The sequence below is a fragment of the Ruegeria sp. N4 genome (genome assembly GCF_056531425.1).
Genome location: NZ_JBQFLT010000008.1, coordinates 119,975 through 143,914, shown reverse-complemented (window position 1 = coordinate 143,914; position 23,940 = coordinate 119,975). Strand labels below are relative to the sequence as shown.

The 23,940-nt window shown below is 60.6% G+C and carries 26 protein-coding genes; 14 read left to right on the top strand and 12 right to left on the bottom strand.

Annotated elements, in window-relative coordinates:
* Window positions 1-210: 210 nt before the first annotated feature.
* The 4 genes from ACR0LW_RS13955 (at window position 211) to ACR0LW_RS13940 (ending at window position 3,105) form a co-directional block, all read left to right on the top strand.
* A complete protein-coding gene (locus tag ACR0LW_RS13955) occupies window positions 211-1,461 on the top strand; it encodes a flagellin N-terminal helical domain-containing protein (RefSeq protein ID WP_480882990.1) in 1,251 nt (416 codons plus the stop codon).
* A 77-nt stretch (window positions 1,462-1,538) separates the two neighbouring features.
* Entirely contained in the window at window positions 1,539-1,913 is a 375-nt protein-coding gene (gene flaF, locus ACR0LW_RS13950) for a flagellar biosynthesis regulator FlaF (protein ID WP_170455280.1), read from the top strand.
* Window positions 1,913-2,314, top strand: a complete 402-nt coding sequence (gene flbT / locus ACR0LW_RS13945; RefSeq protein ID WP_170455278.1) for a flagellar biosynthesis repressor FlbT — start codon at window positions 1,913-1,915, stop codon at window positions 2,312-2,314. The genes flaF and flbT overlap by 1 nt, the downstream gene beginning before the upstream one ends.
* The gene (locus tag ACR0LW_RS13940; RefSeq protein WP_480882989.1) at window positions 2,311-3,105 is read left to right on the top strand and encodes a DUF1217 domain-containing protein; all 795 of its coding nucleotides are present in this window, start codon (window positions 2,311-2,313) and stop codon (window positions 3,103-3,105) included. The genes flbT and ACR0LW_RS13940 overlap by 4 nt, the downstream gene beginning before the upstream one ends.
* A 111-nt stretch (window positions 3,106-3,216) precedes the next feature.
* Here ACR0LW_RS13940 and ACR0LW_RS13935 read toward each other — a convergent pair whose 3' ends face one another.
* From ACR0LW_RS13935 to ACR0LW_RS13925, 3 genes are all read right to left on the bottom strand, one after another.
* A complete protein-coding gene (locus tag ACR0LW_RS13935; protein ID WP_170523811.1) occupies window positions 3,217-4,788 on the bottom strand; it encodes a DUF427 domain-containing protein in 1,572 nt (523 codons plus the stop codon).
* 91 nt (window positions 4,789-4,879) lie between these two features.
* Complete coding sequence (locus ACR0LW_RS13930; RefSeq protein WP_480882988.1) at window positions 4,880-5,581, bottom strand: winged helix-turn-helix domain-containing protein; 702 nt, start codon at window positions 5,579-5,581, stop codon at window positions 4,880-4,882.
* On the bottom strand, window positions 5,553-5,840 hold the full coding sequence (locus ACR0LW_RS13925) for a hypothetical protein (RefSeq protein ID WP_170455270.1): 288 nt from the start codon (window positions 5,838-5,840) through the stop codon (window positions 5,553-5,555). The genes ACR0LW_RS13930 and ACR0LW_RS13925 overlap by 29 nt, the downstream gene beginning before the upstream one ends.
* 176 nt (window positions 5,841-6,016) lie before the next feature.
* Between ACR0LW_RS13925 and ACR0LW_RS13920 the strand changes: the two genes are divergently transcribed.
* From ACR0LW_RS13920 to ACR0LW_RS13905, 4 genes are all read left to right on the top strand, one after another.
* Window positions 6,017-6,481 (top strand): hypothetical protein, encoded by a 465-nt coding sequence (locus ACR0LW_RS13920; RefSeq protein ID WP_480882987.1) that lies wholly within the window; start codon window positions 6,017-6,019, stop codon window positions 6,479-6,481.
* Window positions 6,482-6,593: 112 nt separating this feature from the next.
* Window positions 6,594-7,211, top strand: a complete 618-nt coding sequence (locus ACR0LW_RS13915) for a ribonuclease HII (protein WP_480882986.1) — start codon at window positions 6,594-6,596, stop codon at window positions 7,209-7,211.
* 107 nt (window positions 7,212-7,318) lie between these two features.
* Window positions 7,319-8,419 carry a site-specific DNA-methyltransferase gene (locus ACR0LW_RS13910; RefSeq protein ID WP_170737798.1) on the top strand — a complete coding sequence of 367 codons (1,101 nt, stop codon included), beginning with the start codon at window positions 7,319-7,321 and terminating at the stop codon, window positions 8,417-8,419.
* A 141-nt stretch (window positions 8,420-8,560) separates the two neighbouring features.
* Entirely contained in the window at window positions 8,561-9,937 is a 1,377-nt protein-coding gene (locus tag ACR0LW_RS13905; protein ID WP_480882985.1) for an adenylate/guanylate cyclase domain-containing protein, read from the top strand.
* Window positions 9,938-10,015: 78 nt separating this feature from the next.
* Here the strand turns inward: ACR0LW_RS13905 and ACR0LW_RS13900 are convergent, their stop codons facing one another.
* Together ACR0LW_RS13900 and mutY are read right to left on the bottom strand one after the other, a co-directional pair.
* Window positions 10,016-11,152 (bottom strand): alkane 1-monooxygenase, encoded by a 1,137-nt coding sequence (locus tag ACR0LW_RS13900; protein WP_480883021.1) that lies wholly within the window; start codon window positions 11,150-11,152, stop codon window positions 10,016-10,018.
* Window positions 11,139-12,269 carry an A/G-specific adenine glycosylase gene (gene mutY / locus ACR0LW_RS13895; RefSeq protein ID WP_480882984.1) on the bottom strand — a complete coding sequence of 377 codons (1,131 nt, stop codon included), beginning with the start codon at window positions 12,267-12,269 and terminating at the stop codon, window positions 11,139-11,141. The genes ACR0LW_RS13900 and mutY overlap by 14 nt, the downstream gene beginning before the upstream one ends.
* 81 nt (window positions 12,270-12,350) lie before the next feature.
* On the opposite strand from mutY, the gene ACR0LW_RS13890 reads away from it, so the two are divergent.
* Together ACR0LW_RS13890 and ACR0LW_RS13885 are read left to right on the top strand one after the other, a co-directional pair.
* Complete coding sequence (locus tag ACR0LW_RS13890; RefSeq protein ID WP_170737802.1) at window positions 12,351-12,857, top strand: DciA family protein; 507 nt, start codon at window positions 12,351-12,353, stop codon at window positions 12,855-12,857.
* A 13-nt stretch (window positions 12,858-12,870) separates the two neighbouring features.
* Entirely contained in the window at window positions 12,871-13,533 is a 663-nt protein-coding gene (locus ACR0LW_RS13885; RefSeq protein WP_170455256.1) for a DsbA family protein, read from the top strand.
* Window positions 13,534-13,573: 40 nt separating this feature from the next.
* Here ACR0LW_RS13885 and lpxK read toward each other — a convergent pair whose 3' ends face one another.
* From lpxK to ACR0LW_RS13860, 5 genes are all read right to left on the bottom strand, one after another.
* Window positions 13,574-14,572 (bottom strand): tetraacyldisaccharide 4'-kinase, encoded by a 999-nt coding sequence (lpxK, locus tag ACR0LW_RS13880; protein ID WP_480883020.1) that lies wholly within the window; start codon window positions 14,570-14,572, stop codon window positions 13,574-13,576.
* Window positions 14,559-15,794 (bottom strand): 3-deoxy-D-manno-octulosonic acid transferase, encoded by a 1,236-nt coding sequence (locus tag ACR0LW_RS13875; protein ID WP_480882983.1) that lies wholly within the window; start codon window positions 15,792-15,794, stop codon window positions 14,559-14,561. Before ACR0LW_RS13875 ends, lpxK begins: the two co-directional genes overlap by 14 nt.
* Window positions 15,791-16,591 (bottom strand): inositol monophosphatase family protein, encoded by an 801-nt coding sequence (locus ACR0LW_RS13870; RefSeq protein WP_480882982.1) that lies wholly within the window; start codon window positions 16,589-16,591, stop codon window positions 15,791-15,793. Before ACR0LW_RS13870 ends, ACR0LW_RS13875 begins: the two co-directional genes overlap by 4 nt.
* Window positions 16,578-17,924: a TldD/PmbA family protein gene (locus ACR0LW_RS13865; protein WP_480882981.1), complete on the bottom strand. Its 1,347-nt coding sequence runs from the start codon at window positions 17,922-17,924 to the stop codon at window positions 16,578-16,580. The genes ACR0LW_RS13870 and ACR0LW_RS13865 overlap by 14 nt, the downstream gene beginning before the upstream one ends.
* Window positions 17,925-18,059: 135 nt before the next feature.
* Window positions 18,060-19,580 carry a DUF2125 domain-containing protein gene (locus ACR0LW_RS13860; RefSeq protein ID WP_480882980.1) on the bottom strand — a complete coding sequence of 507 codons (1,521 nt, stop codon included), beginning with the start codon at window positions 19,578-19,580 and terminating at the stop codon, window positions 18,060-18,062.
* 139 nt (window positions 19,581-19,719) lie between these two features.
* On the opposite strand from ACR0LW_RS13860, the gene ACR0LW_RS13855 reads away from it, so the two are divergent.
* From ACR0LW_RS13855 to ACR0LW_RS13845, 3 genes are read left to right on the top strand one after another with little or no spacing between them, the layout of a single operon-like run.
* Window positions 19,720-20,463 carry an SDR family oxidoreductase gene (locus ACR0LW_RS13855; protein WP_480627112.1) on the top strand — a complete coding sequence of 248 codons (744 nt, stop codon included), beginning with the start codon at window positions 19,720-19,722 and terminating at the stop codon, window positions 20,461-20,463.
* The gene (locus ACR0LW_RS13850; protein WP_170455246.1) at window positions 20,460-21,068 is read left to right on the top strand and encodes an enoyl-CoA hydratase/isomerase family protein; all 609 of its coding nucleotides are present in this window, start codon (window positions 20,460-20,462) and stop codon (window positions 21,066-21,068) included. Before ACR0LW_RS13855 ends, ACR0LW_RS13850 begins: the two co-directional genes overlap by 4 nt.
* A complete protein-coding gene (locus tag ACR0LW_RS13845) occupies window positions 21,065-21,802 on the top strand; it encodes a VOC family protein (protein WP_480882979.1) in 738 nt (245 codons plus the stop codon). Before ACR0LW_RS13850 ends, ACR0LW_RS13845 begins: the two co-directional genes overlap by 4 nt.
* On the opposite strand, the gene ACR0LW_RS13840 is transcribed toward ACR0LW_RS13845, so the two are convergent.
* Entirely contained in the window at window positions 21,803-22,099 is a 297-nt protein-coding gene (locus ACR0LW_RS13840) for an HNH endonuclease (protein WP_480882978.1), read from the bottom strand. It abuts the gene before it with no gap.
* A 46-nt stretch (window positions 22,100-22,145) separates the two neighbouring features.
* On the opposite strand from ACR0LW_RS13840, the gene ACR0LW_RS13835 reads away from it, so the two are divergent.
* Complete coding sequence (locus ACR0LW_RS13835) at window positions 22,146-23,336, top strand: TIGR03862 family flavoprotein (protein ID WP_480882977.1); 1,191 nt, start codon at window positions 22,146-22,148, stop codon at window positions 23,334-23,336.
* Here ACR0LW_RS13835 and ACR0LW_RS13830 read toward each other — a convergent pair.
* Complete coding sequence (locus tag ACR0LW_RS13830; protein ID WP_480882976.1) at window positions 23,333-23,920, bottom strand: glutathione S-transferase family protein; 588 nt, start codon at window positions 23,918-23,920, stop codon at window positions 23,333-23,335. The genes ACR0LW_RS13835 and ACR0LW_RS13830 overlap by 4 nt on opposite strands.
* Between the last annotated feature and the right edge of the window lie 20 nt (window positions 23,921-23,940).

Genomic DNA, 23,940 nt, shown 5'->3' with positions numbered 1-23,940 from the left:
CCGTCGGTTTGATTCAAATCCGAAATTTCCGGGTTGGGCGTTTTAGCACTCCGTTAGGGGATCACGGTCAAGAGTGTCCCTGCACTTGATGAACACAGGTGGCGCGAACGGCCTCAGGGTGCGTCGCACAGGTCAGAACGACAGCAAAGCCCGCAGGCATTGCGGGGTGAAACTGGGCGCAAAAGGCCCGAACGGAAAAGGATGAAAGCTATGTCCAGCATTCTGACAAACAATGGCGCAATGGTTGCGCTGCAGACCCTGAAGTCGGTCAACAAGAACCTTGAAATGACCCAGAACGCGATCTCGACCGGTAAGGATGTCGCGACCGCCAAGGACAATTCGGCCGTGTGGGCGATCTCCAAAGTCATGGAGTCGGACGTCAAAGGCTTCAACGCTATCAAGGACAGCCTGTCACTGGGCGAATCCACCGTTGCCGTTGCGCGGAATGCGTCGGAAACGGTGACCGACCTGCTGACCCAGATGAAAGGTAAAATCGTTGCCGCGCAGGAAGGCAATGTTGACCGCGCCAAGATCAATGACGACGTGACTGCCTTGCGCGATCAGATCGCATCGGTCGTCGGGGCCGCGCAGTTCAACGGTCTCAACCTGGTGGATGGGACTGCGGGCACCGTCTCGATCCTGTCCTCGCTTGACCGTGATGGCACCGGTGCCGTGAACTCTGCGTCGATTTCAGTGGCCAGCCAGGACCTGTCGATTGGTGGGTATACGGCCAAGGGCGTTCTTGCCGGTTCGGACGGTGCAACAACCGACAATGACGTGGCAGGCTTCACCATGGACCGCACCACGGGCACTGGCGACATTCTCATCGACAGTTCGACAGACAACTTCGAAGTCGGTGACAGCGTGTCGATCCGCGTTGGCGATCAGGAAGTGTCATATACGATCCAGGACAGCGATCTTGATCCGTCCGGAACCTATGACGAAAACTACACCGATGCTCTGGTCGCGGTCGGCCTGAAGAATGAGATCGATGCACTGGGTATCACGGGTCTTGCAGTTGATTATGACGCGTCCAGTGCGCCGAGCACCCTGTCCTTCGCGACGGGTACCGCCGCTGCGGGTGCTGATGCGGATCAGGATATTTCTGTCTCTGCTCAGTTCACCAACGCGGGTTCTGGCGGTCTGGGTGCGCTGAGCTCGATTGACGTGTCGACCGATGCAGGTGCAGCGGCAGCACTGGGCACGATCGAAACGCTGATCGATACCTCGATCGATGCGGCGGCGGCCTTTGGGTCCGTGCAGGGTCGGATCGAAACCCAGCAGGATTTCGTTTCGAAACTGACCGACTCGTTCAAGTCCGGTATCGGCTCGCTGGTTGATGCCGACATGGAAGAGACCTCGGCCCGGTTGCAGGCCCTGCAGGTACAGCAGCAGCTGGCAACCCAATCGCTGTCGATTGCCAACCAGGCGCCGCAGTCGATCCTGTCGCTGTTCCGTTAATTCCGGAACCTGGTCGGGGCGCGGGTTTCGCGCCCCGGCATTGACCGCATGAAGACGGCCTATTGGAAGGATTTCAAGTGACCCCGCAAATGCTTGCTCACAACGCCTACGCGCAAACCGCAGCCCCTATTCGAACGCCGCGCGATACTGAATTCGAGGCGATCTCGAAAATCACGCGCCGTCTCAAAGCGGCCGCAGCACGCAAGTCAACTGATTTTGCCGGATTTGTTCAGGCCGTGCATGAAAACCGACGTCTGTGGACGGTTCTTGCAACGGGGGTGTCTGACTCGGATAACGCCCTGCCCAATGATCTGCGGGCCCGCATTTTCTATCTGGCGGAGTTTACCGAACATCACAGCAGTCAGGTTCTGACCAACAACGCAACCATTGATCCCTTGTTGGAAATCAACACCGCAGTTCTGCGCGGGCTGCGTCAAGGTGGGGCCGCGTGATGGGGGGGCTGGTCCTGAAATTGGCCCCGAAAGAGAGGGTTCTGATCAACGGCGTTGTCATTGAAAACGGGGATCGACGCAGCCGGTTCTCGATCATGACGCCGCAGGCCAATGTGCTGAGGTTGCGGGATGCCATTCACCCGGATGAGGTGAATACACCCGTCCGTCGTGTCTGTTACGCCGCGCAGCTTGTTCTGTCCGGGGATATGGATCCTGTTTCGGCAAGACAACAACTGCTGCGCCGCGTTGAAGAACTGAGTCAGGTTTTCACCGATGCCGACAGCCGGCGCGTTCTGACGGAAGCAACCGATGCGCTGGTGGCCGAGCATTATTATAAATGTCTGAAATCGCTCCGCTCGCTATTGCCGAGGGAAGAGCGTTTGATGGCCTATCAGCAATGACTTTCCAACCCGTCATACCCACTGGCGGGCTGGTCGGCTGGCGTTTTCTGCAACGCACGTACGATTCGCAGTTTCAGGCCTTTTCGACCTCGAACATCAACGAGCGAGAGACACGGTATTTTCTGGAAAACATCGGTCAGGTCGAAACAGCCGAACAACTGGTGTCGGATCGGAGGCTATTGCAAGTCGCACTTGGGGCGTTCGGGCTTGAGGGTGATCTGGATAACCGCTTTTTCATCCGCAAGATCCTTGAGGATGGAACCAGCGCCGATGATGCCTTGTCCAACCGGCTGGCAGATAAACGGTATCGCGAGTTCTCGGACGCTTTCGGATTTGGCCCCGGTCAGGTGCGGCGGACCGGGTTTGCATCGCTTATGGAACAGGTCGCACAGGACAACATGACCGCCCGTTTCGAGATCTCGGTAGGTGACTCGGATGAGTCCATGCGTATCGCCCTTTATGCGCAACACGCACTGACCGAGCTGGCTGAGGCGGATACAAGCACGGACACGAAGTGGTTCGATCTGATGGGGTTACCGCCGCTGCGCAGCATGATGGAAACGGCATTGGGATTATCTGCGTCCTTCGGGCAGTTGGACATTGATACGCAATTGGTCGAGTTCAAAGAGCGTTTGTTCAGTCTGACGGGCTCTGAAGATCTGTCGCAATTCACGGATGAGGGCGCTGTGTCCCGCCTGACCGATACCTACCTTGCGCGCAGCCAGATTGCGCAGTTGCAGAACACGATCTCTCCTGCGCAGACCGCGCTGATCCTGCTGGGGGCCGGGTAATCCTATGATGGCCGAACAAGTCACGGGATGAACCGTCTTTGGCGAAACCGGGTTCGCCGAAGACTATGATTGCACCGCTGGTCGAAAGACCCGGATCGAGGCACAGGCAAGCTAAGAATTCAGGATGTCATCTGCAGATGTGCGCAATGCATAGGATCTGACCGGTTTGGACACATTATGCAACGCGACCTCGCCCAAGGGCTGCGCATTTGCGCAGGCCGGCGCGATGTCTTCCGAAACTACGATGCGGTGCCCAACGGTTTTGCCGAACTCCCCCAACCGGGCGGCGACATTGGCAGCCTGACCGATCACGGTGAAATCCAACCTTTCGCGCGAGCCGACATTGCCATAGGTCACACGCCCATAGGCCAGACCGATCGAGCAATCGCAATGGGTGTCGGTGCCGGCTTGCCGCAACTCGCCCAGTCGTTCGACAATTCCAATTGCCGTACGTTGCGCGCTTTCTCGCGCGACCGCGGGGTCGTCGATGGCCGGAAAGACAGCAAGCACAGCGTCGCCGATGAATTTCAGAACTTCTCCCCCATTGTCGTGAACGATGCCGGATACGGTTTCGAAAAACTCATTCAGAAGGTTGATATAAGCCGCACGTCCCAATTTCTCTTCAAGGCTGGTCGAATTGCGCAGATCGCAGAACATGATCGCCGCATCAATCTCATCCCCGTCGCCGCGACGGATTTCACCACCCAGAACCCGCGCCCCGGATCGTTTGCCGACATAGGTTTCCAGCAGAACCTGCGCGTTCTCGCGCTGCATGAACACTTCGTAATACCGAGCGATCACGGCCGAGCATTCAAAAACCAGCCCAAGATTTTCGGTCGTGAAGCCGTTGGGGTGATCGCAGGTCAGGGTCAGAACATTGGTGCGCCCGTCCGAAAACGGCAGCGGCATGGCGACATAGTCCGTTGCGCCCTTGGCCCTCAAATCCTCCATGATCGGGAAACTGTTATGGGGGTTCTCGTCGTTCAGCCGTTGCCGCACGCCACCCAGCCCGTTGGAAACATGACGCAGCGGGCTGTTGATAAACGCCGGATGGTCATGGATCTCGTAGGTTGGTGCGTGGGTCAGAATCTCGGCCTGATCCTTTTCCCAGATATAATGCTTGCCCACGATCAGGGGATGAAGCGACCAGGCCAGAATGCTGAGGCGTTGAATCGCGATCCCGTGTTCCAGCATTTTCTCGGCCAGCGCTTCTGTAAACGCCTCGGGCGTATTGGCGGTTGAGGCACCGCGCATCAGCCAATCAATCAAGGGGCCGCTGATGTTCCCGTCATCAGGTTCGCGCAGTTGGTTCTGGCCCAGATCGATCTCGGTATAGGCGCCGGGCATGAACCCGATATGGCCCTGAATCGCGATGCTTTCCGGCAGCGCGTCTTCATAGGCCCAGACGGAATTGGTCAGATGCTCACCCGGCAGGTTGATGTCATGATAGGTCGCGGTGCCCTTGAACGGGCAAAAGGTCTGCAGTTCGGTTTCCGAACTCAGGTCCACGCACAAATCCGCGCGCGGGATGTAGAGGGTGGGCGGCAGCCGTGTCTCATACATCACCTTGGCATTGTGGCTCTCGGCCAGAAGAATGTCGTTCCGGTAAATGGCAATTCTGCCTTTCAACGGCTCGACAGAGATTCCGTAACCTTTGGGTCTTGGTGTGGCGTGGACGTTCATGATCGACCTCCCTTGCCATGGGGTCCCAAAATAATGGGGTTTTCCGGTCTTTATTCCAAGGGGCACGGCCCAGTTTTTCCGCTGCGCCGGGTCACACCATCTGGATGACGTCCTTTTCGATGGACAGCATATAGCCCTTTTTGGCGATATTCTTGACCAACAATTCGCTGACCATCTGGGTGCCCAACGCGTCGCGAAGGCGTTTGATACGGGTGGCCCCGGCTGCCTCGTCACAATCGGCTGCATCACGGCCCGAGATCATCGCCTCGATCTGGGCACCTGACAGGACCTCGTCGTCAAGGCGGGATTCGGCCAGAATGGACAGGGTTTCCATCGCGGCAGGGGTCAGTTTGAAGTCCATGTTGTTGAGGTAAACCGTGTTTTCCTCGCGGCTGATCAAAAGCGAGGTCACCTGAATCCCGGTGCGTTCGATCTGTGCCATGCGCCGGTTCAGCAGCACCAGCATCACCAGAAACACAAAGGCCGAAATCAGCATCGCGCAGGAAAAGACAAGCAGCACATAGATGACCATCCGATAGCTGGCCAGCGTATCGGCAAAGGCGGTGCCGGATTGGGCCAGAATCTCCAACAGCCGGATTTCGGCCTGCGTGGTCAGGTCGCTTTCGACAAACAGCCTTTCGACCCGTGCGTTGAAGGCGTTGGCGTCGGGCAGGGTCCAGAACAGAAATGCGGCTGCGGTCACGAGAATGGCCAGGATGGCAGCAATGCCCAGCCCGACCAGTCGAACCCCGGAGCGTCTTGCGTCAGAAACGGAGATAGAATTTTCCGGCATTGGCCTTCCTTTGATCCAACCCTTCCGGCCCAAATACCGACATGACGTTCAGCAAGGTCCAGCCGGACCCGCGCAGGCGCTGCGCGACCTCCTGCTTTGCCTGCCCTTTTTTGCACGAAGACACCTGCATCACGCCGTAGTGCAGGCGCAACGGATTGTCCTGTTTGGCCTTGTAGTCGGCATAGCAATCCGCCGCCAAAGCAGAGGAGCCCACTGATAACAGGGTCGCAATGACCAGAGAAGAGAGGATCTGTTTCATAGGCCGCATCCTGCGCATGGGTGGCCGGGATATTCAATAACATAAGGGGTTAGACGCGGCTGATATTCGATAACAACCGCGCGTTATTGCTTGTCTGAAGGGGGCGGGCCCAGTGTCGGGGCATCACATTCGCGGTCCTTAGCGGGTCCGCCCCAAGTTGCGAAAGGACATGCATCATGCACCGCAAATTCATCGCCCTGATCGTCGCCACCGCCATTGCCGTTACCGGCGTTTCCGCCTCGCAAGCGCGGGCTGCGGATACCGGGGACATTCTTGGCGGGCTGGCCGCAATTGCCATCATCGGCGCGGTGGTCAATCACTATAACAAGGAAAAGCGCAGGGATCGGCCGAGCCGCCAGTATCATCACGTGTACAAGGAACCGAAGATCGTGCATCCACATGTTCGTCCGGTTCCGAAACGTGTGGCGCGATATGACCTGCCGCACCGGTGCCTGCGGACAATCAAAGGCTACGGACCCAACCGGCAGTTGCTTGGGCCAAAATGCCTGAAGAAACACTACAGACATGCCAATAGCCTGCCCAACCAATGCAAGGTCGGTTTCTGGAACGGCAAAAAGGTCAAGCGGGGGTATGAACCCGCGTGCCTGCGCCAGCAAGGATACCGCGTGGTTTACCAGTAATCGGTCACGAGCAGGAGCGGTGCCGCAAGAAGCACCGCGCAAGAGAGGGGGCGGCACAAGCTGCCCTCTCTTTTTTCTTGCGGTCGGTCGTGAAACGCGGTTTGCCAAAGGGATGATGGTACCGAATTTTGAACTAGAGCAGGCCCTGCTGGACCGGGGGCATCTGCGTGTCGCAGGTGTTGATGAGGTCGGGCGCGGCCCGCTGGCCGGGCCGGTTGTGGCGGCTGCGGTGATTCTGAACCCCGTCGATATTCCGGGCGGGTTGAACGATTCTAAGAAACTGACCGCCAAGCGCCGCGCCGCTTTGGATACGATCTTGCGGGACAGCGCCGAATTTGCGGTTGCCGAGGCGTCGGTGGAAGAAATCGACGAGATCAACATCCTGCGCGCCTCACATCTGGCCATGGCGCGGGCGGTGGCGGCCCTGGACCCTGCGCCCGATTTTCTGCTGATCGATGGCAATATGATACCGCGCGGCCTGAAAATCCCTTCGCAGGCGGTGGTCAAAGGGGATGCGCGATCGGTGTCGATCGCGGCGGCCTCGATCCTTGCCAAAAACTGGCGTGATCAGGTGATGGTGGATTTGGCGCAACAGCATCCGGGCTATGGGTGGGAGACAAACGCCGGTTATCCGTCAAAACAACACAAGGAGGCGCTGCAAAATCTTGGTGTGACCCCACACCATAGACGTTCGTTCAAGCCTGTCCACAATATCTTGTATCAAGAGTAAATCGTAAGTCGCTGATTCAAAAAAGAAATTGACGGCGAATCGTCTTTGACTCATCCTTGTCTCAACCAAATGAGCGCAAAAGCGCCGTGGATACTTGAGGCAGTAAAATGACAACAACCACCAAAAAGGGCGCAAAAGCGCTCCCTTTAAACACGATCCTATCCGGGGACTGCATTGATGTGATGAACAGTCTGCCCGAGGCGTCGGTTGACCTGATCTTTGCGGATCCTCCGTATAATTTGCAGCTCAAGGGGCAATTGCATCGCCCGGATAACTCTCAGGTGGATGCGGTTGACGACCATTGGGATCAGTTTTCCAGCTTTGGCGCCTATGACCAATTCACTCGGGACTGGTTAAAAGCGGCGCATCGTCTGCTGAAACCCAATGGCGCGATCTGGGTGATCGGGTCTTATCACAACATCTTCCGCGTGGGTTCGGCCCTGCAGGACGCCGGGTATTGGATCCTGAATGACGTGGTCTGGCGCAAGTCGAACCCGATGCCGAATTTCCGCGGCAAACGGTTCACCAACGCGCATGAGACGATGATCTGGGCGTCCAAACGCGAAGGTGCGAAATACACGTTCAATTATGAGGCGCTGAAAGCCCTGAACGAAGGCGTACAGATGCGCAGCGACTGGGTGCTGCCGATCTGCACCGGGCATGAACGGCTCAAGGATGAAAACGGCGACAAGGCACATCCGACGCAGAAACCGGAATCGCTGTTGCACCGGGTTCTGATCGGCTCGACCAATCCGGGGGATGTGATTCTGGACCCGTTCTTTGGCACCGGCACGACCGGCGCGGTTGCGAAGATGCTGGGACGCGAGTTCATCGGTATCGAGCGTGAGGAAAGCTATCGCAAAGTGGCCGAGAAACGTATTTCCAAGGTCCGCAAATTCGACCGTGAGGCGCTGGAAGTCAGCGCCAGCAAACGCGCCGAACCGCGCGTGCCCTTCGGCCAGCTGGTCGAGCGCGGCATGCTGCGCCCGGGCGAAGAGCTGTATTCCATGAACCAGCGCCACAAGGCCAAGGTGCGTGCCGACGGGACGCTGGTGGGCGACAACGTCAAGGGCTCGATCCATCAGGTCGGCGCACATCTGGAAAACGCGCCATCCTGTAATGGCTGGACGTACTGGTGTTTCAAACGCGACGGCAAGACTGTGCCGATTGACGTGCTGCGCCAGCAGATTCGCGCGGAAATGAACTGATTTCACGAAAACCGCCGGTGCCTGTGGCCTGACACATGGCACTACGCCTTGCCCCGCCGATCATCCGGCGGGGTCTTTTGTTTTGGCCGCAGGAATGGTTGCATGGGATCACTCTGATACCTGATACGAGAGTGATCCCTCATGACAGACACCAGCGCCAGCCCCTCGCGTTTTGAAAGGTTCTTTGTCACCCGGCCCGACAATTTCGATCTGGACAACAAATATACCGAAGCCGCGCTTGAACAGCACAAGCGCGAGGGGCTGGAACTGGCCGTTCGCGCCCGCTGGATCGCGATGGGGCTGACCGGGGTGCTGCTGATCTATCTGAACCCGCAGTGGGAGGTGTTGTGGTATCACTTCATCCTGCTGCTGATCTGCGCCAATGGCTGGCTGATCCGCCGCGCGGGCCGGGTGGGGCAATCGCGGGCTGAGCTGTTGCTGATCTTTGTCGATCTGCTGATCATGACCTTGGGCATGATCGTACCGAACCCGTTCAGCGATGATGTCCGACCGCTGGCGATGCAGTACCGGTTCGACAATTTCCAGTATTTCTTCATCATTCTGGCGGCGGGCACGCTGGCTTATTCCTGGCGCACGGTGATTGCCATCGGGTCTTGGACCGCAGGGGTATGGACTGCGGGGTGGATCATTGCCTGGTGGATCGCCACCCCGTTCCCCGGGATCAGCGAGCGGGTGGCGGATGCTTTACAGGGCTATCCGGATGTGGCCGAAATGTTGGATCCAAACAGTTTCCGGGCCGAATTGCGCATCCAGGAGGTGATCGTGTTTGTGATGGTCGCGGTGACGCTGGGCGTGTCCATGCGGCGGCTGAACCGGCTGTTGATGACCAATGCCGGGCTGGAGCGCGAGCGGGCGAACCTGTCGCGCTATTTCTCGCCCAATGTGGTCGATGAACTCAGCCAGAATGACGAGCCGTTGAAACAGGTGCGCAAGGAAAACATCGCGGTTCTGTTCATCGATATCGTGGGCTTCACCAAGTTTGCGGCGGGTCGCGATCCGTATGAGGTGATCGAGGTTCTGCGCGGGTTCCATGCCCGGATGGAGACCGAGGTGTTTCGTCATCATGGGACGCTGGACAAATATCTGGGCGACGGGTTGATGGCCACGTTTGGCACGCCGGTCCCGACGCCGCTGGATGCCACCAACGCGCTGGGCTGTGCGCGGGCGATGGTGGACATGATCGACCGCTGGAATCTGGAACGCCGCCGCGCGGGTGAGGTTGAGATTCATGTTGGGATCGGGGTCCACTATGGCTCGGTCGTGTTGGGCGATATCGGGGCCAACCGTTTGGAATTTGCGGTGATCGGCGATGCAGTGAATGTCGCCGCCAAGCTTGAGGCGATGACGCGCGACTATAAAGCGCGCGTTGTGGTCAGTGACGCGCTGCGGGCTCAGGCGTTGCAGGAAAGCCCCGCACACGCGATGGAAGGGTTTACTAGGCGCAGCGCTCAGGCCGTGCGCGGTGTGGCCGACCCCATGGATATCTGGGTGTACTGAGAGGCTCCCGCCCGTCGTTGCTGCATCACTGATGCAGCGCCTTCGGTTGGGCCGGGCAGCGCGCAGGGTGCGCTGCGGTCACGCATTTGGCTGGGGGTTCTGCGCCTTGTTGTAGGGATGCCAATCGGTGATCTCGGGGTAGTATTGCCGCCGCCAGGCCCGCACACGGGGGTTCATGACGCGCCGCCACAAGGGCGGGATCATCGCGGCCACCGTCATGACCGGGTAGCCATGGGGCAATTGCGGCGCGTCCTCTTTTGCGTGGTTTTGCAGCAACGGAAAGCGCCGGTTGGGTTTGTAGTGGTGATCCGAATGGCGTTGCAGGTTGATCAGCAACCAGTTTGACGCCTTTTGCGAGGCGTTCCAGGAATGGCGCGGCAGAACATGTTCGTATTTCCCGTCGCCGATATGTTTCCGGGTCAGCCCGTAATGTTCGACGTAGTTCACCAGTTCCAACTGCCAGATCGCCACGCCCGCTTGCAGCAGGAACAGCCCCAACCCGGACCATCCGCCGATCAGGGCCGCAAGCGCCAGCATTCCGCCCTGCAGCGCCCAATACCGCCAGAACGGGTTCGACGGGTCGGTCCAGGGGCGATCCTTGCGGGCCAGCTTGTCCCGCTCGGCTTTGAAGGCGGACATCAGGCATTGCAGCAGGACGCGCGGGTAGAACCGGTGGAAGCCTTCATTATACCGCGCGGTCACCGGGTCGCGCGGGGTGCCGACATAGCGGTGATGGACCAACAGATGCTCGGACCGGAAATGGGAATAGAGGACCATGGCAAGCAGGATATCGCCCAGCCAGCGTTCCAGCCGGGATTTCTGGTGCATCAGCTCGTGGCTGTAGTTGATGCCAACCGTACCCGAGAGGATGCCCATACCGAAAAACAGTCCGACCTTGGACCAACCTGACAGGTGATCGGTATGTGTCACGTACCAGATCAGCCCAAACAGGGTGGCAAACTGAACCGGCACCCAAAGCTTGGTCAGCAGGATGTACCAGCGCAGCACATTGTCGGGCGTTTCGGGATCGGCATTGTCGAGGTTAAGGCCGGTCAGGCGGTCCAGCGCGGCAAAGGCCCACCAGGTCGTCAGCGGGATCAGCAGAACCCACCAGCCGCCTGCGATAGCTGTGATCCAGATCAGGGGAACCAGCAGAAAGGACACCCAGAAGGGCAGTGCCGTTTGCCAGCGGGTCAGCGTCTCAGTTGTGATCATCATTCGTGCTCCGAACCGGTATGGGCAGCCTAGCCGGGCGACCCAATGGGGTACAACGGGCTAATTGCCCGCGCCACAGATCGTGGGCCTTGCGCATCACGGTTGGCAGGTCACTGGGTTTGAAATCGTGTTTGGGCAGTATCGTCATGCCGTTTGGTGTTTCGTGGTCCGGCAGGTCCGCTGTCCAGATACGCAGAACCAGATGGAAATGAGTGAACGTGTGACGCACTTCGCCGGGCAACAGGTTCCAGTCGGCACGGAACGGAGGTGCCTCGGCTGGTGCATCCGACCAGTCCGAGCCCGGCCAGCCCAGCATTCCGCCCAACAGCCCCTTGTCGGGACGACGTTCCAGCAGCAACGCTCCGTCCCGGCGCTGGGCGATGTAGATATGCCCGAAGCGGGTGGGTTTGGGCTTTTTCCGGGTTTTCTTGGGCAATTCCGCTTGGGTTCCTTCGGCGCGGGCCAGACATGGGTCACGCAGGGGGCAGATGCCGCAGGCGGGGGATTTCGGGGTGCAGATCGTTGCACCCAGATCCATCACTGCCTGCGCATGGTCGCCGGGGCGCTGATCCGGCGTCAGCGCGGCGGCCTTGGCCTTCAGAACGGGTTTGGATCCGGGCAGTGGATCATGAATGTCATAAAGCCGCGCCATGACACGCTCGACATTGCCGTCCAGCACGGTCTCGGGCCGGTCAAAGGCAATGGATGCGATGGCAGCGGCGGTGTAGGGGCCGATTCCCGGTAGGTTCAGCAGGGCGTCATAGGTGTCGGGAAACCGCCCGTCATGCTGATCGGCCACGACCCGGGCGCATTTCAGCAGGTTGCGGGCGCGGGCGTAATAGCCAAGCCCTGCCCATTCGCCCATCACCTGATCATCCGGCGCGGCGGCGAGGGCCTGAACGGTTGGCCAGCGCGAGGTGAAACGCATGAAGTAATCACGCACGGCAGCAACGGTTGTTTGTTGCAGCATTACTTCGGACAACCAGACGCGATAGGGGTCTGGCTGCACGCCTGCGGCACGATCCGCAGGCCCCACGCGCCATGGCATGTCCCGCGCGTGGCGGTCATACCATTCGAGCAACGCGGCGCTCAGGTCGAATTCAGGGCTGTCACGCAAGATTTATCTAACTCTCTGTCGGGTTTCGCTGGCACCTGCCGTTTCGCCCATTACAATAGCGGCGCAAGAGTTGGAAACCAGATGCAGCGCAGACGTTCTTCGACCCGCGGGTTCAAACGGACCGCGACATTGCTGAACGACCAGATCAGGCGCGCCGGGGAAAGCCGGGGCTTTGCCGTGTCGCGTCTGTTGACCCACTGGGCCGAGATTGTGGGGCAGGACACCGCCTCGATCGCGCGTCCGGTGAATGTGGGCTATGGCAAGGGCGGGATCGGCGCGACGCTGACCCTTTTGACCACAGGCCCGCAAGCGCCGATGCTGGAGATGCAGAAGGAACAGCTGCGCGGCAAAGTGAACGCCGTATACGGCTATAACGCGATCAGCCGCATTCGCATCACCCAGACCGCTCCGACAGGATTTGCCGAGGGGCAGGCCAGTTTCGATCACAAGCCGAAACAAGCGAAACCGGAAATAAAACCAGAAATTGCAGCCGAGGCAGACAAAGTGTCGCGCGATGTTCACGATGGTGATTTGCGCGCTGCCCTTGAACGTCTGGGCCGCAACGTTTTATCCAAACAGAAACGCTGAGAAAGGGCTGAGAATGAGCCGTATTGCAACCGTAATCTGTGCGGCTGTCGCCGTCGCCGCTGGCGGCTATTGGCTGACAACCTCGAATTCCACCCCCGCCAACCCGCTGGTTGGCAGTGCTATCGCGCAAGAGGCTGATCTGGACACCTCGACCATCGTCGAAATGGTGCAAGGGGCCGAGGACGCGCCGGTCGAGATCATCGAATACGCATCCTATACCTGCCCGCATTGTGCGAATTTCCATCAGGGCGCGTATAAGCAGCTCAAGAAGGATTTCATCGACACCGGCAAGGTCAAGTTCATCTACCGCGAGGTGTATTTTGACCGCTATGGTCTGTGGGCCTCGATGGTGGCGCGCTGCGCGGGTCCCGAGAAGTTCTTTGGCATCACCGACCTGATCTATGAGGGTCAGTCCGAATGGACCCGCGCGGGCGGCCCGCCGGAAATCGTGGATGAACTGCGCAAGATCGGGCGTCTGGCCGGGATCGATGGGGATCAGCTAGAGGCCTGTCTGCAGGACGGTACCCGCGCTCAGACACTGGTTGCGTGGTATCAGGAAAACGCCGAGCGTGACGATATTCAGGCCACCCCGTCCTTTATCGTCAACGGCGAGAAGGTGTCGAACCAGTCCTACGAGGATTTCAAGCGGCTGATCGAAGCCGAGCTTGGCAGCTAAACCCATTCCCGGTCAGCCCGTTCAGGGCTGGCCGGATCCATCAGGGCGAAGGTGCCGCCTTTAACAGCATCTCGCACACAGGATCGGCATCTGCCACTTGCAGGCGCACCGGCAGGGTCACGATCTTGCGACGAAAGGCATCGGGCAACCGGACCGCATCTTTCTCCGTTGTCACCATCTGGGCACCCAAAGACCGGGCTTCGTTTTCAAGCCGGGTCATAAGGGCTGCCGTCAGCGGTTGGTGATCGTCCAAAGCCTCGGCCCGCAGCAGCTCGGCCCCTTGCTGGCGCAGGGTCTGGAAGAACTTCTCGGGATGTCCGATGCCTGCAAAGGCCAGCACGCGCGACCCGGCCCAGTCCATTCCTGTTTGCAAAGGTTCGACGACACCGGTCGCGTGCGGCACTGAAATCTGATCGCCCCACTGATCGGCAAATACCTGTTGCGCGGGGGCGTCGCCAAGGGACAGAACCAGATCGGCGCGTTTCAGGCCCACATCGACGGGTTCGCGCAAAGGCCCAGCAGGCAGGCACAACCCGTTCCCGAACCCGCGTTGCGCGTCCACCACGATGATCGAGAAATCCTTGGCGACCGAGGGGTTCTGGAACCCGTCATCCAGCACGATCACACTTGCGCCTTCTTGCGCGGCAGCACGCGCACCGGTGGCGCGATCCTTGGCCACCCAGACCTCGGCAAACATGGCCAGCAGCAGCGGTTCGTCGCCGACCTGCGCGGCTGAATGTTTGCTTGGATCGACCCGCACCGGTCCTTCCAGCGACCCGCCATGTCCGCGTGTCACGATATGGGGTTCGTGCCAGGCGTTGCGCAACTGTTCGACAACCCAGATCGCCGTGGGGGTCTTGCCGGTTCCGCCTGCATTCAGATTGCCGATGCAGATCACCGGAACGCCCGGATTGACCCCGGCATCGGCTGCAACGCGGCGCGCGGTTGCCGAGGCGTAGATACGACCCAGAGGGGCCAGCAGCCGGGCCCGCAGGTCCAGCTTGTCGGGGCCGGTATTCCAGAACTCAGGTGCTCGCATCATCTGCACTCCGCTGGTCCAGCGCTTCCTGCACCATCTCGATCAACTGGTCGGCCTGCGGCGCGCCTTCGGTGATCATTTGCCATCCTGCAAGGGCCATGCCCGCCGCCTGATCGGGGGCCAGAAGCTCGACAATCGCATCGCCCAATTCGGTGGCGGATTTCACCATGCGTGCCGCCTTGACCTGTTTCAACTGATCGTAAAGCTCTTGCTGGCTGTGCACAAAGGGGCCGTGCACAATGGCCGATCCCAATGCAATCGTCTCAAGCGGGTCCTTGCCACCTGCGCCACGTTCAAGCGAACTGGCCATGAATGTGACGGACGAGACACGTTGCCAGAGGCCCAGATCTTCGGGCTCGGATGTCAGAATGACCTGAGTCGTGTCTTCGATCTTGTCGCCCTGATCCCAGTAGGCACAGCGCAGATCCATCGATTCAAGCCGCCTGTGCAGCGGTCCGGCTTCGCGCATGTCGGCCACATGCAGCACCAGCGCCAGACGCGGCAGCATCCGCATCGCCTGACGATGGGCACTGAGAACCGAGATGAATTCCTTGTCCTGCACCCATGCCGCCAGCCAGACGGGCCGACCCGAAAAGATGTGATTGATCTCAATAAGCTCGTCTTCGGGCCAGGGTTCCGGGTTGGGGCTGATCTGCAGGGGCGGAGACACGGCGACCTTGGCCGACGCAACACCCATGCGCCGAATCTGGCGCGACGTGTCTTCGGATTTGGTCAGGATTCTATCAAAGCAATCAAATGTATACCGGGAAATGTCCGGCAGCCACCGCGCGGTTCTTGGGATCTCGATCTCCAGCGTCGCCTCGATCAGGATCAGCGGTATGCCCCGTTCCTGAGCGCGGGTAATGATGTTGGGCATCAGGCCGCCGCCAACCCACAGCCCCATATTCGGACGCCAGTGGTTCAGAAATCCGCGTGCCGCACCGGTGTGCTCGACCGGCAGGGTGATCAGCGGATAGGGCGTTTCGGCCCATCGTTTCAGGTCGGCCTTTGGCGGTGCGGTCAGCAGGATCGACAGGCCGGGCCGGGCCTGTTGCAGACGGTGGCAGAAGTGATTGATCACCCGCAGCCGGTCCTGATCGGCGATGTGGATCCACAACAACTCCCCTTCAGGACGTGGCAGGTCGGGCTGGCCATTGCCGTTGGGAACCCCCCACGACAAAACCCGATAGGCCGCAAGGCTGAGAGAGCGGGGCTTGCTCATCCGCTGATCCCGGGGCCGTTCGGGTCCAGTTGCTCGGATAGCTGGTCGTGCAGGGGTTTCCCGGCGGCGATCACCCCGTTCAGGCGGGGATGGGCATTGTTGAAGCGCAGCGGTTGGCCTGCGCGGTCGGAACAGATACCGCCCGCCTCGCGCACGATCAGGTCGCCTGCCGCGATGTCCCATTCCCAACTGGGGCGCAGGGTCAGCATCCCGTCGAACCGGCCCTGCGCAACCAGAGCCATGCGATAGGCCAGCGACGGGCGATAGGCCCGCGTAAACGCCGGGGGCTGGCCCAGACGCCAATGATGGGGCGCTAGGTTTGGTTTGGCCGCCAAAAGCTCGGAATCGTCCAGCGTGGCGGTTGTTGCGATGCGGATGGGGGCGCCGTTCAGCGTGGCCCCCTGACCCTTGGCTGCGGCGTACAGCAGGTCGCGCAGGGGCAGATAGATCACCGCTGCCGTGACCTCACCCTTCTCAGCGATGGCCAGCGAATGCGCCCATGTGCGGGCACCCTCGGCAAAGCTGCGGGTGCCGTCGATCGGGTCGATGACAAAGACGCGGTCGCGGTTCAGCCGATCCGGCGTATCCTCGGTTTCTTCGCTCAGCCAGCCGTAATCGGGGCGGGCTGCGGGCAGGTGCTGCTCCAGCATGGCGTTTACCGCCAGGTCGGCCTCGGTCACCGGCCCGGCCCCGTCGGGCTTGTCCCAGCGTTGCGCCTGCGCCCCGGAATAGCGGGTGGCGATCTTTCCGGCCTCAAGGGCTGCGTCGATCAGAAGTGGCAGATCAGTTGCCGGCAAGCGTCATTCCTTCGATCAGCACCGAGGGGACGACCCGCGACAGATAAGCCCGCGCGTCATTGGCCGGGATCATCCGTTTCAGCATGTCGTGCAGATTGCCTGCGATGGTGCATTCGTTGACCGGGTGCGTGATCTCACCGTTTTCGACCCAGAATCCGGAGGCCCCACGCGAGTAATCGCCGGTATTCGGGTTGATCGTCGAACCGATCATCGACGTCACCAACAGGCCGGTGCCCATGTCGCGGATCAGGTCCGCGCGGCTTTGGTCACCCTGGGTCAGGCTCAGGTTCCAGTTGCTGGGCGAGGGCGGCCCCGACACGCCGCGTGTGGCGTTGCCGGTCGAGGCCATGTCCAGCTTGCGCGCGCTGGACAGATCCAGCGTCCAGCCCGTCAGAATGCCGTTTTCGACAATCGCGCGGCGGCGGGTCGGCAGCCCTTCGGCATCAAAGGGGCGCGAGCCCGAGATGCGCGGGCGGCTGGGGTCTTCGATCAGAGACAAATGTTCGGGCAGAACCTGCTTCCCAAGGCTGTCTTTCAGCCACGAGGCCCCGCGCGCGATGGCGGCCCCGTTGCTGGCGGCCAGCAAATGCCCGATCAAAGAGGATGAGATACGTTCATCAAACAGAACCGGAAAGCTGCCGGTCTCGGGCTTGCGCGCACCCACAAGGGCTACGGCGCGTTCGCCCGCCTTGCGACCGATCTCCTGCGGGTCGCGCAGGTCGGACTGGAACGTGCGGCTGTCGCCGTCATAGTCCCGCTCCATCCCCGTACTTTCGCCCGAGATGGCAACGCAGGAAGTCGAGCGATAGCTGCGCGCATACCCGCCCGAAAACCCGTTCGTGGCAGCCAGAAAGACGCGGTGGGTGCCATAGCTTGCACCGGCGTCGGACACTTGCGACACGCCCGACACGGCCAAAGCGGCGGCTTCGGCAGTAAGCGCATCCTGCATCAACGCATCCGCCGCAGGTTCAGGGGTGGGGTCGAACAGCTCCAGCGCGTCGATGTCCCAGCCATTGGCCAGTTGCGCGGCATCGGCCAACCCGGTAAAGGGATCCTCGGGGGCCTCTTTCGCCATGGCAACGGCGCGTTCGGCCATCGCGTTCAGGGTTTCGGGACGATTGTCAGAGCTTGAGACGATGGCCTGCCGTTTGCCGACAAACACCCGCAGCCCAAGATCGGTCCCTTCCGAACGTTCCGCATGTTCCAGGGCCCCGCCGCGCACTTCGACCGAGACCGACGAGCCGTCGATAACAATCGCATCGGCCGCTTCAGCCCCGGCTTTGCGGGCCGCATCCAGCAGGGATTGGCTGATTTCTTCTGGTGTGCGCGTCATGGGGCCTCCGGTTTGACTGCAATGGACCTAGCCTTGCACAGCCCGTCTCGCAAGACCCGTGACCGAATGGTTTTGTGACGTCTGCACCGTAGGTCAAGGGCAAGGGCGCGCGGTCACGCCCTTGCCCGATCACATTTACTTAATACGCTGACCATTCGCCAGAATCTGGCCGTCTTCGGTGAATTCGATGGTTGAATTCAGCGTGTCGGGCTCATCCCCCGGCACCGCCATCATGCCCATCATCATCCGGGCGCCTAAGGCGTCGCTGTCGGACATCAGGCCCATACCGATCAGCTTGTCGATAAGTGCATTTGCCCCCACCAGTTGAAGGTTCGCGACACCAGCCGGGGCGGGCATGCCGAATTCCTCGGTGTTTTCGTTGTCGAAGGTGAAATCGCCGTCACCGGTCAGTCTTGCCCCAACCAGCGAGACCAGAAACTCGTTGATTTTCAGCGAGTGCAGCTCGGCCGGAATCTCGCCTGTTGCTTCGAACTCGGCGGCTTCTTCGGGATCGAAGATGTTCATCAGAACTTTGGCGGTGCCGCTGGTGTCCAGCGCGATGGTCGCCGGATCGCGGGGCAGAGTGCCTGCGGGGTCAAACATGCTCCACAAGATATCCGACATGGTGAAATCGGTCAGGTTCATCGAGAAGCCAAACGGCTTGACCTCATCCGAAGGTTGAACCGGAATCTCAAGTTGCAGACCGGCTTTCTCCATCGCGGCTTCCAATGGGAAGGGCAGGTCCGCCGTTGTCACCGCCAGCTTGGTATTGTTCTGCTCGATATCATAGGCAATCCGCTCGGCATCCATGCTGGCCGCAAAGCGCCCGCCTTCGGATGAGCTGGCCATGTTGAACTGCTCACCCTCGCTGACGCCGCTGATATCGGTCTTGCCCGAGGCATAGGTGAAATCGCCCGCAAAGGCGAAACCGGCAGCGTACAGCGCCTCAGGATCGCTGAGGTCAAATTCCAGCGGCAGGATGTTTTCACCCGCAAACGTCAACTGGTCCATTTTGCCGACAAACAGGCCGGAATCGCCGTTCTCAGGGTCTTCGAACTGGATGTCGTAGGACAGTTCGGCGGCTTCGAACGTCTGATCGATTGTGCGCTCATCACCGATCAACATGCGAGAGCTTCCGGACAGGTCGGTCATGTCAAAGCTGACATTCAGAGCATCATCGGGCAGGGCTTCGTCGCCAGCCTGCAACTCGCCCAGAACGATGCTGAGGGTGGATGCGGAATAGTCATAGGTCATGTCTTCGGGCGAGCCGGAAACAACCATGTCCAGATCGGTCTGCGAATAGATCAGGTCGACCGAGAATGCCTCATCTTCGGCCGTGCCCGAGATTGTCATCGGGAAGCTGTCGGGAAAGCCGATGCTGACGGTGCCATCGCCGTTTTCGGTCAGTGTCATTTCCGGCATGACCATCTGGAACTGACCGTCATCTTCGGGGAAGGTCATCGACAGGGTCATGTCCGCGATTGTGGTCACGTCCCCGGCGTTGCTTTGATCGCCGGTAATTGTATAGCCCATCGACTGGAAATAGTTCTGCCAATCGGCCCAGACATCATTTGCAGTCAGGTCGGCCCAGGCGCCTTGGGTGGCAACGGCGTAAGCCAGGGCTGCGCCGCAGCTGCGGCGAAGGAAAACAGACATAAGGTAACCCTTCTTGATCAATTTGTGGCGCATGGTCGGGGTTGCGGCGGGTATCGTCAAGGGGCAAGGGCTGGACGCCTTCCCCGTTTCCGCGCTACGGCTTTGGACAAGGACCAGCCCACGGATTGAGGAGGGGGAAATGCAGGGAAAAACAGTACTCATAACAGGGGCCAGCCGGGGAATCGGGGCCGAGGCGGGGCGCGTTTTTGCCGCAGCCGGGGCCAATGTCGCGCTGATTGCACGCAGTCGTGATCAGATTGATGCGCTGGCGGCTGCGCTGGGGGATAACGCGATTGCGCTGGCTTGCGACGTCAGTGATTTCGCGCAGGTCGAACAGGCGGTGGCCGATTGCGTTGCCCGGTTTGGCGGTCTGGACGTACTGATCGGCAATGCAGGTGTGATCGAGCCGATCTTTCACCTGTCCAACGCCGATGTCGCATCCTGGAGCCAGGCCATCGATATTAACCTCAAAGGCGTATTCTACGGCATGCGCGCCGCCCTGCCGGTGATGCGCGCCGCCGGGGGTGGTACGGTCCTGACCGTCTCGTCCGGTGCGGCATCGAACCCGGTTGAGGCGTGGAGCCACTATTGTTCCTCGAAAGCGGGTGCGAAGATGCTGACCGAATGCCTGCATCTGGAAGAGGCGCATAACGGTATCCGCGCCATGGGCCTGTCGCCGGGCACTGTGGCCACGGATATGCAACGTGTCATCAAGGCCAGCGGCATCAACCCGGTTAGCCAGTTGGATTGGGATGTTCACATCCCGGCGGACTGGCCCGCGCGGGCGCTGATGTGGATGTGTTCGTCAGACTCGGATGAGTTCTTGGGCTCCGAGATTTCCCTACGCCAAGATGACATCCGCCAAAGGATCGGCTTGACGTGATTGAATTGACGAAGGACGACGGTCTATGGACCGTCACGATCAATAACCCGGGCAAGGCAAACGCCCTGACCGGTGCGATGCTGACCGAACTGGCCGAGATTGCCGAGGCCGCGACCGAGGCCAGCGCGCTGATCCTGACAGGTACCGGCAAAGTGTTCAGCGCCGGGGCCGATCTGGACGAGGCGCGCGCCGGGCTGGCCACCTCGGACGTGTGGGAGCGCCTGTCGGGCGCGATTGCCGCCTTGCCCTGTCTGACGGTGGCCGCATTGAACGGTACGCTGGCCGGTGGGGCCAACGGGATGGTGCTGGCCTGTGATCTGCGCATCGCGGTGCCCTCGGCCAAGTTCTTCTATCCGGTGATGAAGCTGGGCTTTCTGCCGCAACCGTCCGATCCCAAACGCATGGCGGCCCTGATTGGCCCGGCGCGGACCAAACTGATCCTGATGGCAGGGCAGAAGATCACGGCAGAGGAAGCCTATGCCTTCGGTCTTGTGGACCGCATCGTCGCGCCCGAAGACCTGATGCCCACAGCGCGCGAGCTGGTGGCGGACAGTGTCGCTGCAAAGCCCGACATCGCCGCTGGCATCGCCGAGCTGTGCCGATGAGGTTGTCCGCGCTGCGATTGCGCGTCGCCGATCCGGATCGCCTGGCCGGATTTTACCGGAACGCGCTTGGCATGTCGGTGCGGGCCGAAGGGCAAAACCGCCGCGTCGGCTATGACGGGCAGGATGCGGATCTGTTGCTGATGCCAGGTGGCGGCGGGTACGCCCATGATCAGGGGCAACGATACTGGAAGATCGGGATTACTCTGCCCGATGTGGACGCGGCGGTTGAGGCGTTGAGCAAACAGGGCCATGCTGTCAGTGTCCCGCGCCAGTTTCTGGATATCGGCTACATGGCCCATCTCAGCGACCCCGAAGGCTTTGTGATCGAACTTCTGCAACATGATTTCGAAGGCAACCGGCCCGAAAATGCAGCCGATCCCGCGAACCCGTTCGCGCAGGCGCGGGTCGGTCAGATCACCCTGCGTACCGGCGATATAGCCGCCGAGGACGCGTTCTGCCGCGCCCGGGGCATGAAACTGCTGTCAATGCAGGACGTCGCTCCATACGGGTTCGATCTGCATTTCTACGCCTTCACGCAGGACGCCCCGCCTGATCCCGACCCGTGGGCGGTCGGAAACCGCGAATGGTTGTGGAAGCGCCCCTACACAACGCTGGAATTTCAGCACATTCAGGGCGCGCAATTCGCACCGGTGCCGGATTTCAAGGGGTTGGAGTTCGAGGGCCTGGCCCAGCCGATTTTGGATGCCTTCGGTGATCCCGTCCTGCCCGGCTGATCACCGAGCGCGCCGTTTTCCCGGCACTTTCGAACGAAAACCGGGCGGGCGTTTGCGGACCCAGTTCAGGAATTTCTCAAGCCTGGGATGCGCGCGCAGGGCCTCGACCGTGTTGAAACTGCGCGCCAATTCGGCCTCACTCAGCGTGGCGTGGATTTCCTTGTGGCAGATCTGGTGCAGCAGAACGGTGGGTCCGCCCTTGCCTCCTTTGAGTTTTGGGATCAGATGATGCAGGCTGCCGCCGCCCTCGGGGATCGGGCGGTCGCAAAGCGGGCAGATCGGATCGCTGTTCGTCATGATCGGGAATGATGCGCCTGTGGGCGATGAAGGCAAGAGGGTGAGAATGGCGCAGGCAGTGGTGATCGGGGCAGGACCCGCCGGGTTGATGGCGGCGGAACAGCTTGCCCAGGCCGGTCACGCGGTTCTGGTGGCCGAGGCCAAACCCTCGGTCGCGCGCAAGTTCCTGATGGCGGGAAAATCGGGGCTGAACCTGACCAAGGATGAGCCTTTCGAGACCTTGATCCAGTCTTATGACGAAGCCGCCGACTGGCTGCGCCCGACGCTGGCCGAGTTCGACGCGCAGGCGGTTCAGGACTGGGCGCGCGGTTTGGGGCAGGAGCTGTTCACCGGCTCAACGGGCCGGGTATTTCCGACTGTCATGAAAGCCTCACCCCTGTTGCGCGCGTGGCTGGCCCGCCTGTCAGACGCGGGCGTTGAGATCAGGACGCGCTGGCGCTGGACCGGGTGGCAGGGCGATGTGCTGACATTCGACACCCCGGACGGCGAACACAGCCTGACGGCGGACGCAACAATCCTTGCGATTGGCGGGGCCAGTTGGGCGCGATTGGGATCGGACGGCAATTGGGCGATCACCCTTGCCGACAAAGGTGTTCAGATCACCCCGTTTGCCCCCGCCAATGCCGGTCTTCTGGTCGACTGGTCCGACCACATGGCATCGCATTTCGGCGCGCCAATCAAAGGTGTTGCCCTGCAAGCCGGGTCCCTGCACACGCGCGGCGAGGCGGTGATCTCGGCCCGCGGGCTGGAGGGCGGCGGCATCTACACCATCTGCAAAGCGGTGCGGGACGGGGCGCCATTGACACTCGACCTGATGCCTGATGTGTCGCAGGAAGACGTGGCGCGCCGCCTCAGCAAACTGCGCGGCAAGGCCAGCCTGTCCAATCACATCCGCAAAGTTCTGAAACTGGGGCCGACCCGAACGGCGTTGCTCATGGAGTTCGGGCGACCTGTCCCATCCGCACCCAATGCCTTGGCTCAACTCATCAAATCGCTGCCGGTTCATCATGCGGGCCTGCGGCCAATGGACGAAGCCATCTCAACCGCAGGCGGCGTTTCGCGCGCGGCCCTGACCGATGGCCTGATGCTGACGGCCCTGCCAGGCGTTTTTTGCGCCGGAGAGATGCTGGACTGGGAAGCGCCAACAGGTGGTTACCTGTTGACCGCCTGTCTGGCCACAGGGCGCTGGGCCGGTCGATCCGCAGTGGAGCGGCTGAGGCAGAACCGCCCTGATTAATTGAGTTCGGCCAGTTTCTTATGGGCAGGCCGGTTCCGCATCTCTTTGCCGTAGGCTTTCAACACGTCCGAATCCAACGAAAAGCCCGCGCCCTTTGCCCAGCTCATGCAATGTACCAGCAGGATATCGGCGATGGTCATTTGATCACCCATCAGGAACGGACCCTGGAACCGTTTCTCTAACCGCTTGAAATTCTGATCGAACTCCCATTTGGCGGCCTCGCCAATCTGCGGGACGCGCTTGTCCTCGGGCAGGATGAACCCGTGCCGTGCCGCAACCCACAGGACCGCGTCCAGTTCGTCCAGAATCGCGTGGAACACCGAATCCTGAACGGCGCGTTCAGGGCTGCCCGCCGGGAAGGTGAAGGCCCCGTGTTTGTCGGCCAGATAGGTCATGATCGCGGAACTGTCCGAGATCACATGATCGCCGTCCACCAGAACCGGAATCTTGCCGCTGTGGTTCAACGCGGCAACCTGCGGATCACGTGGTCCGACATTGACCACCTCGTACGGCTGTCCGAGCTCTTCCAGCAGCCAGATGACGCGCGAGGCGCGGCTTTGGACGCGTCCATAGATCTTGTACATGCTGACCTCCTGCCATTTGC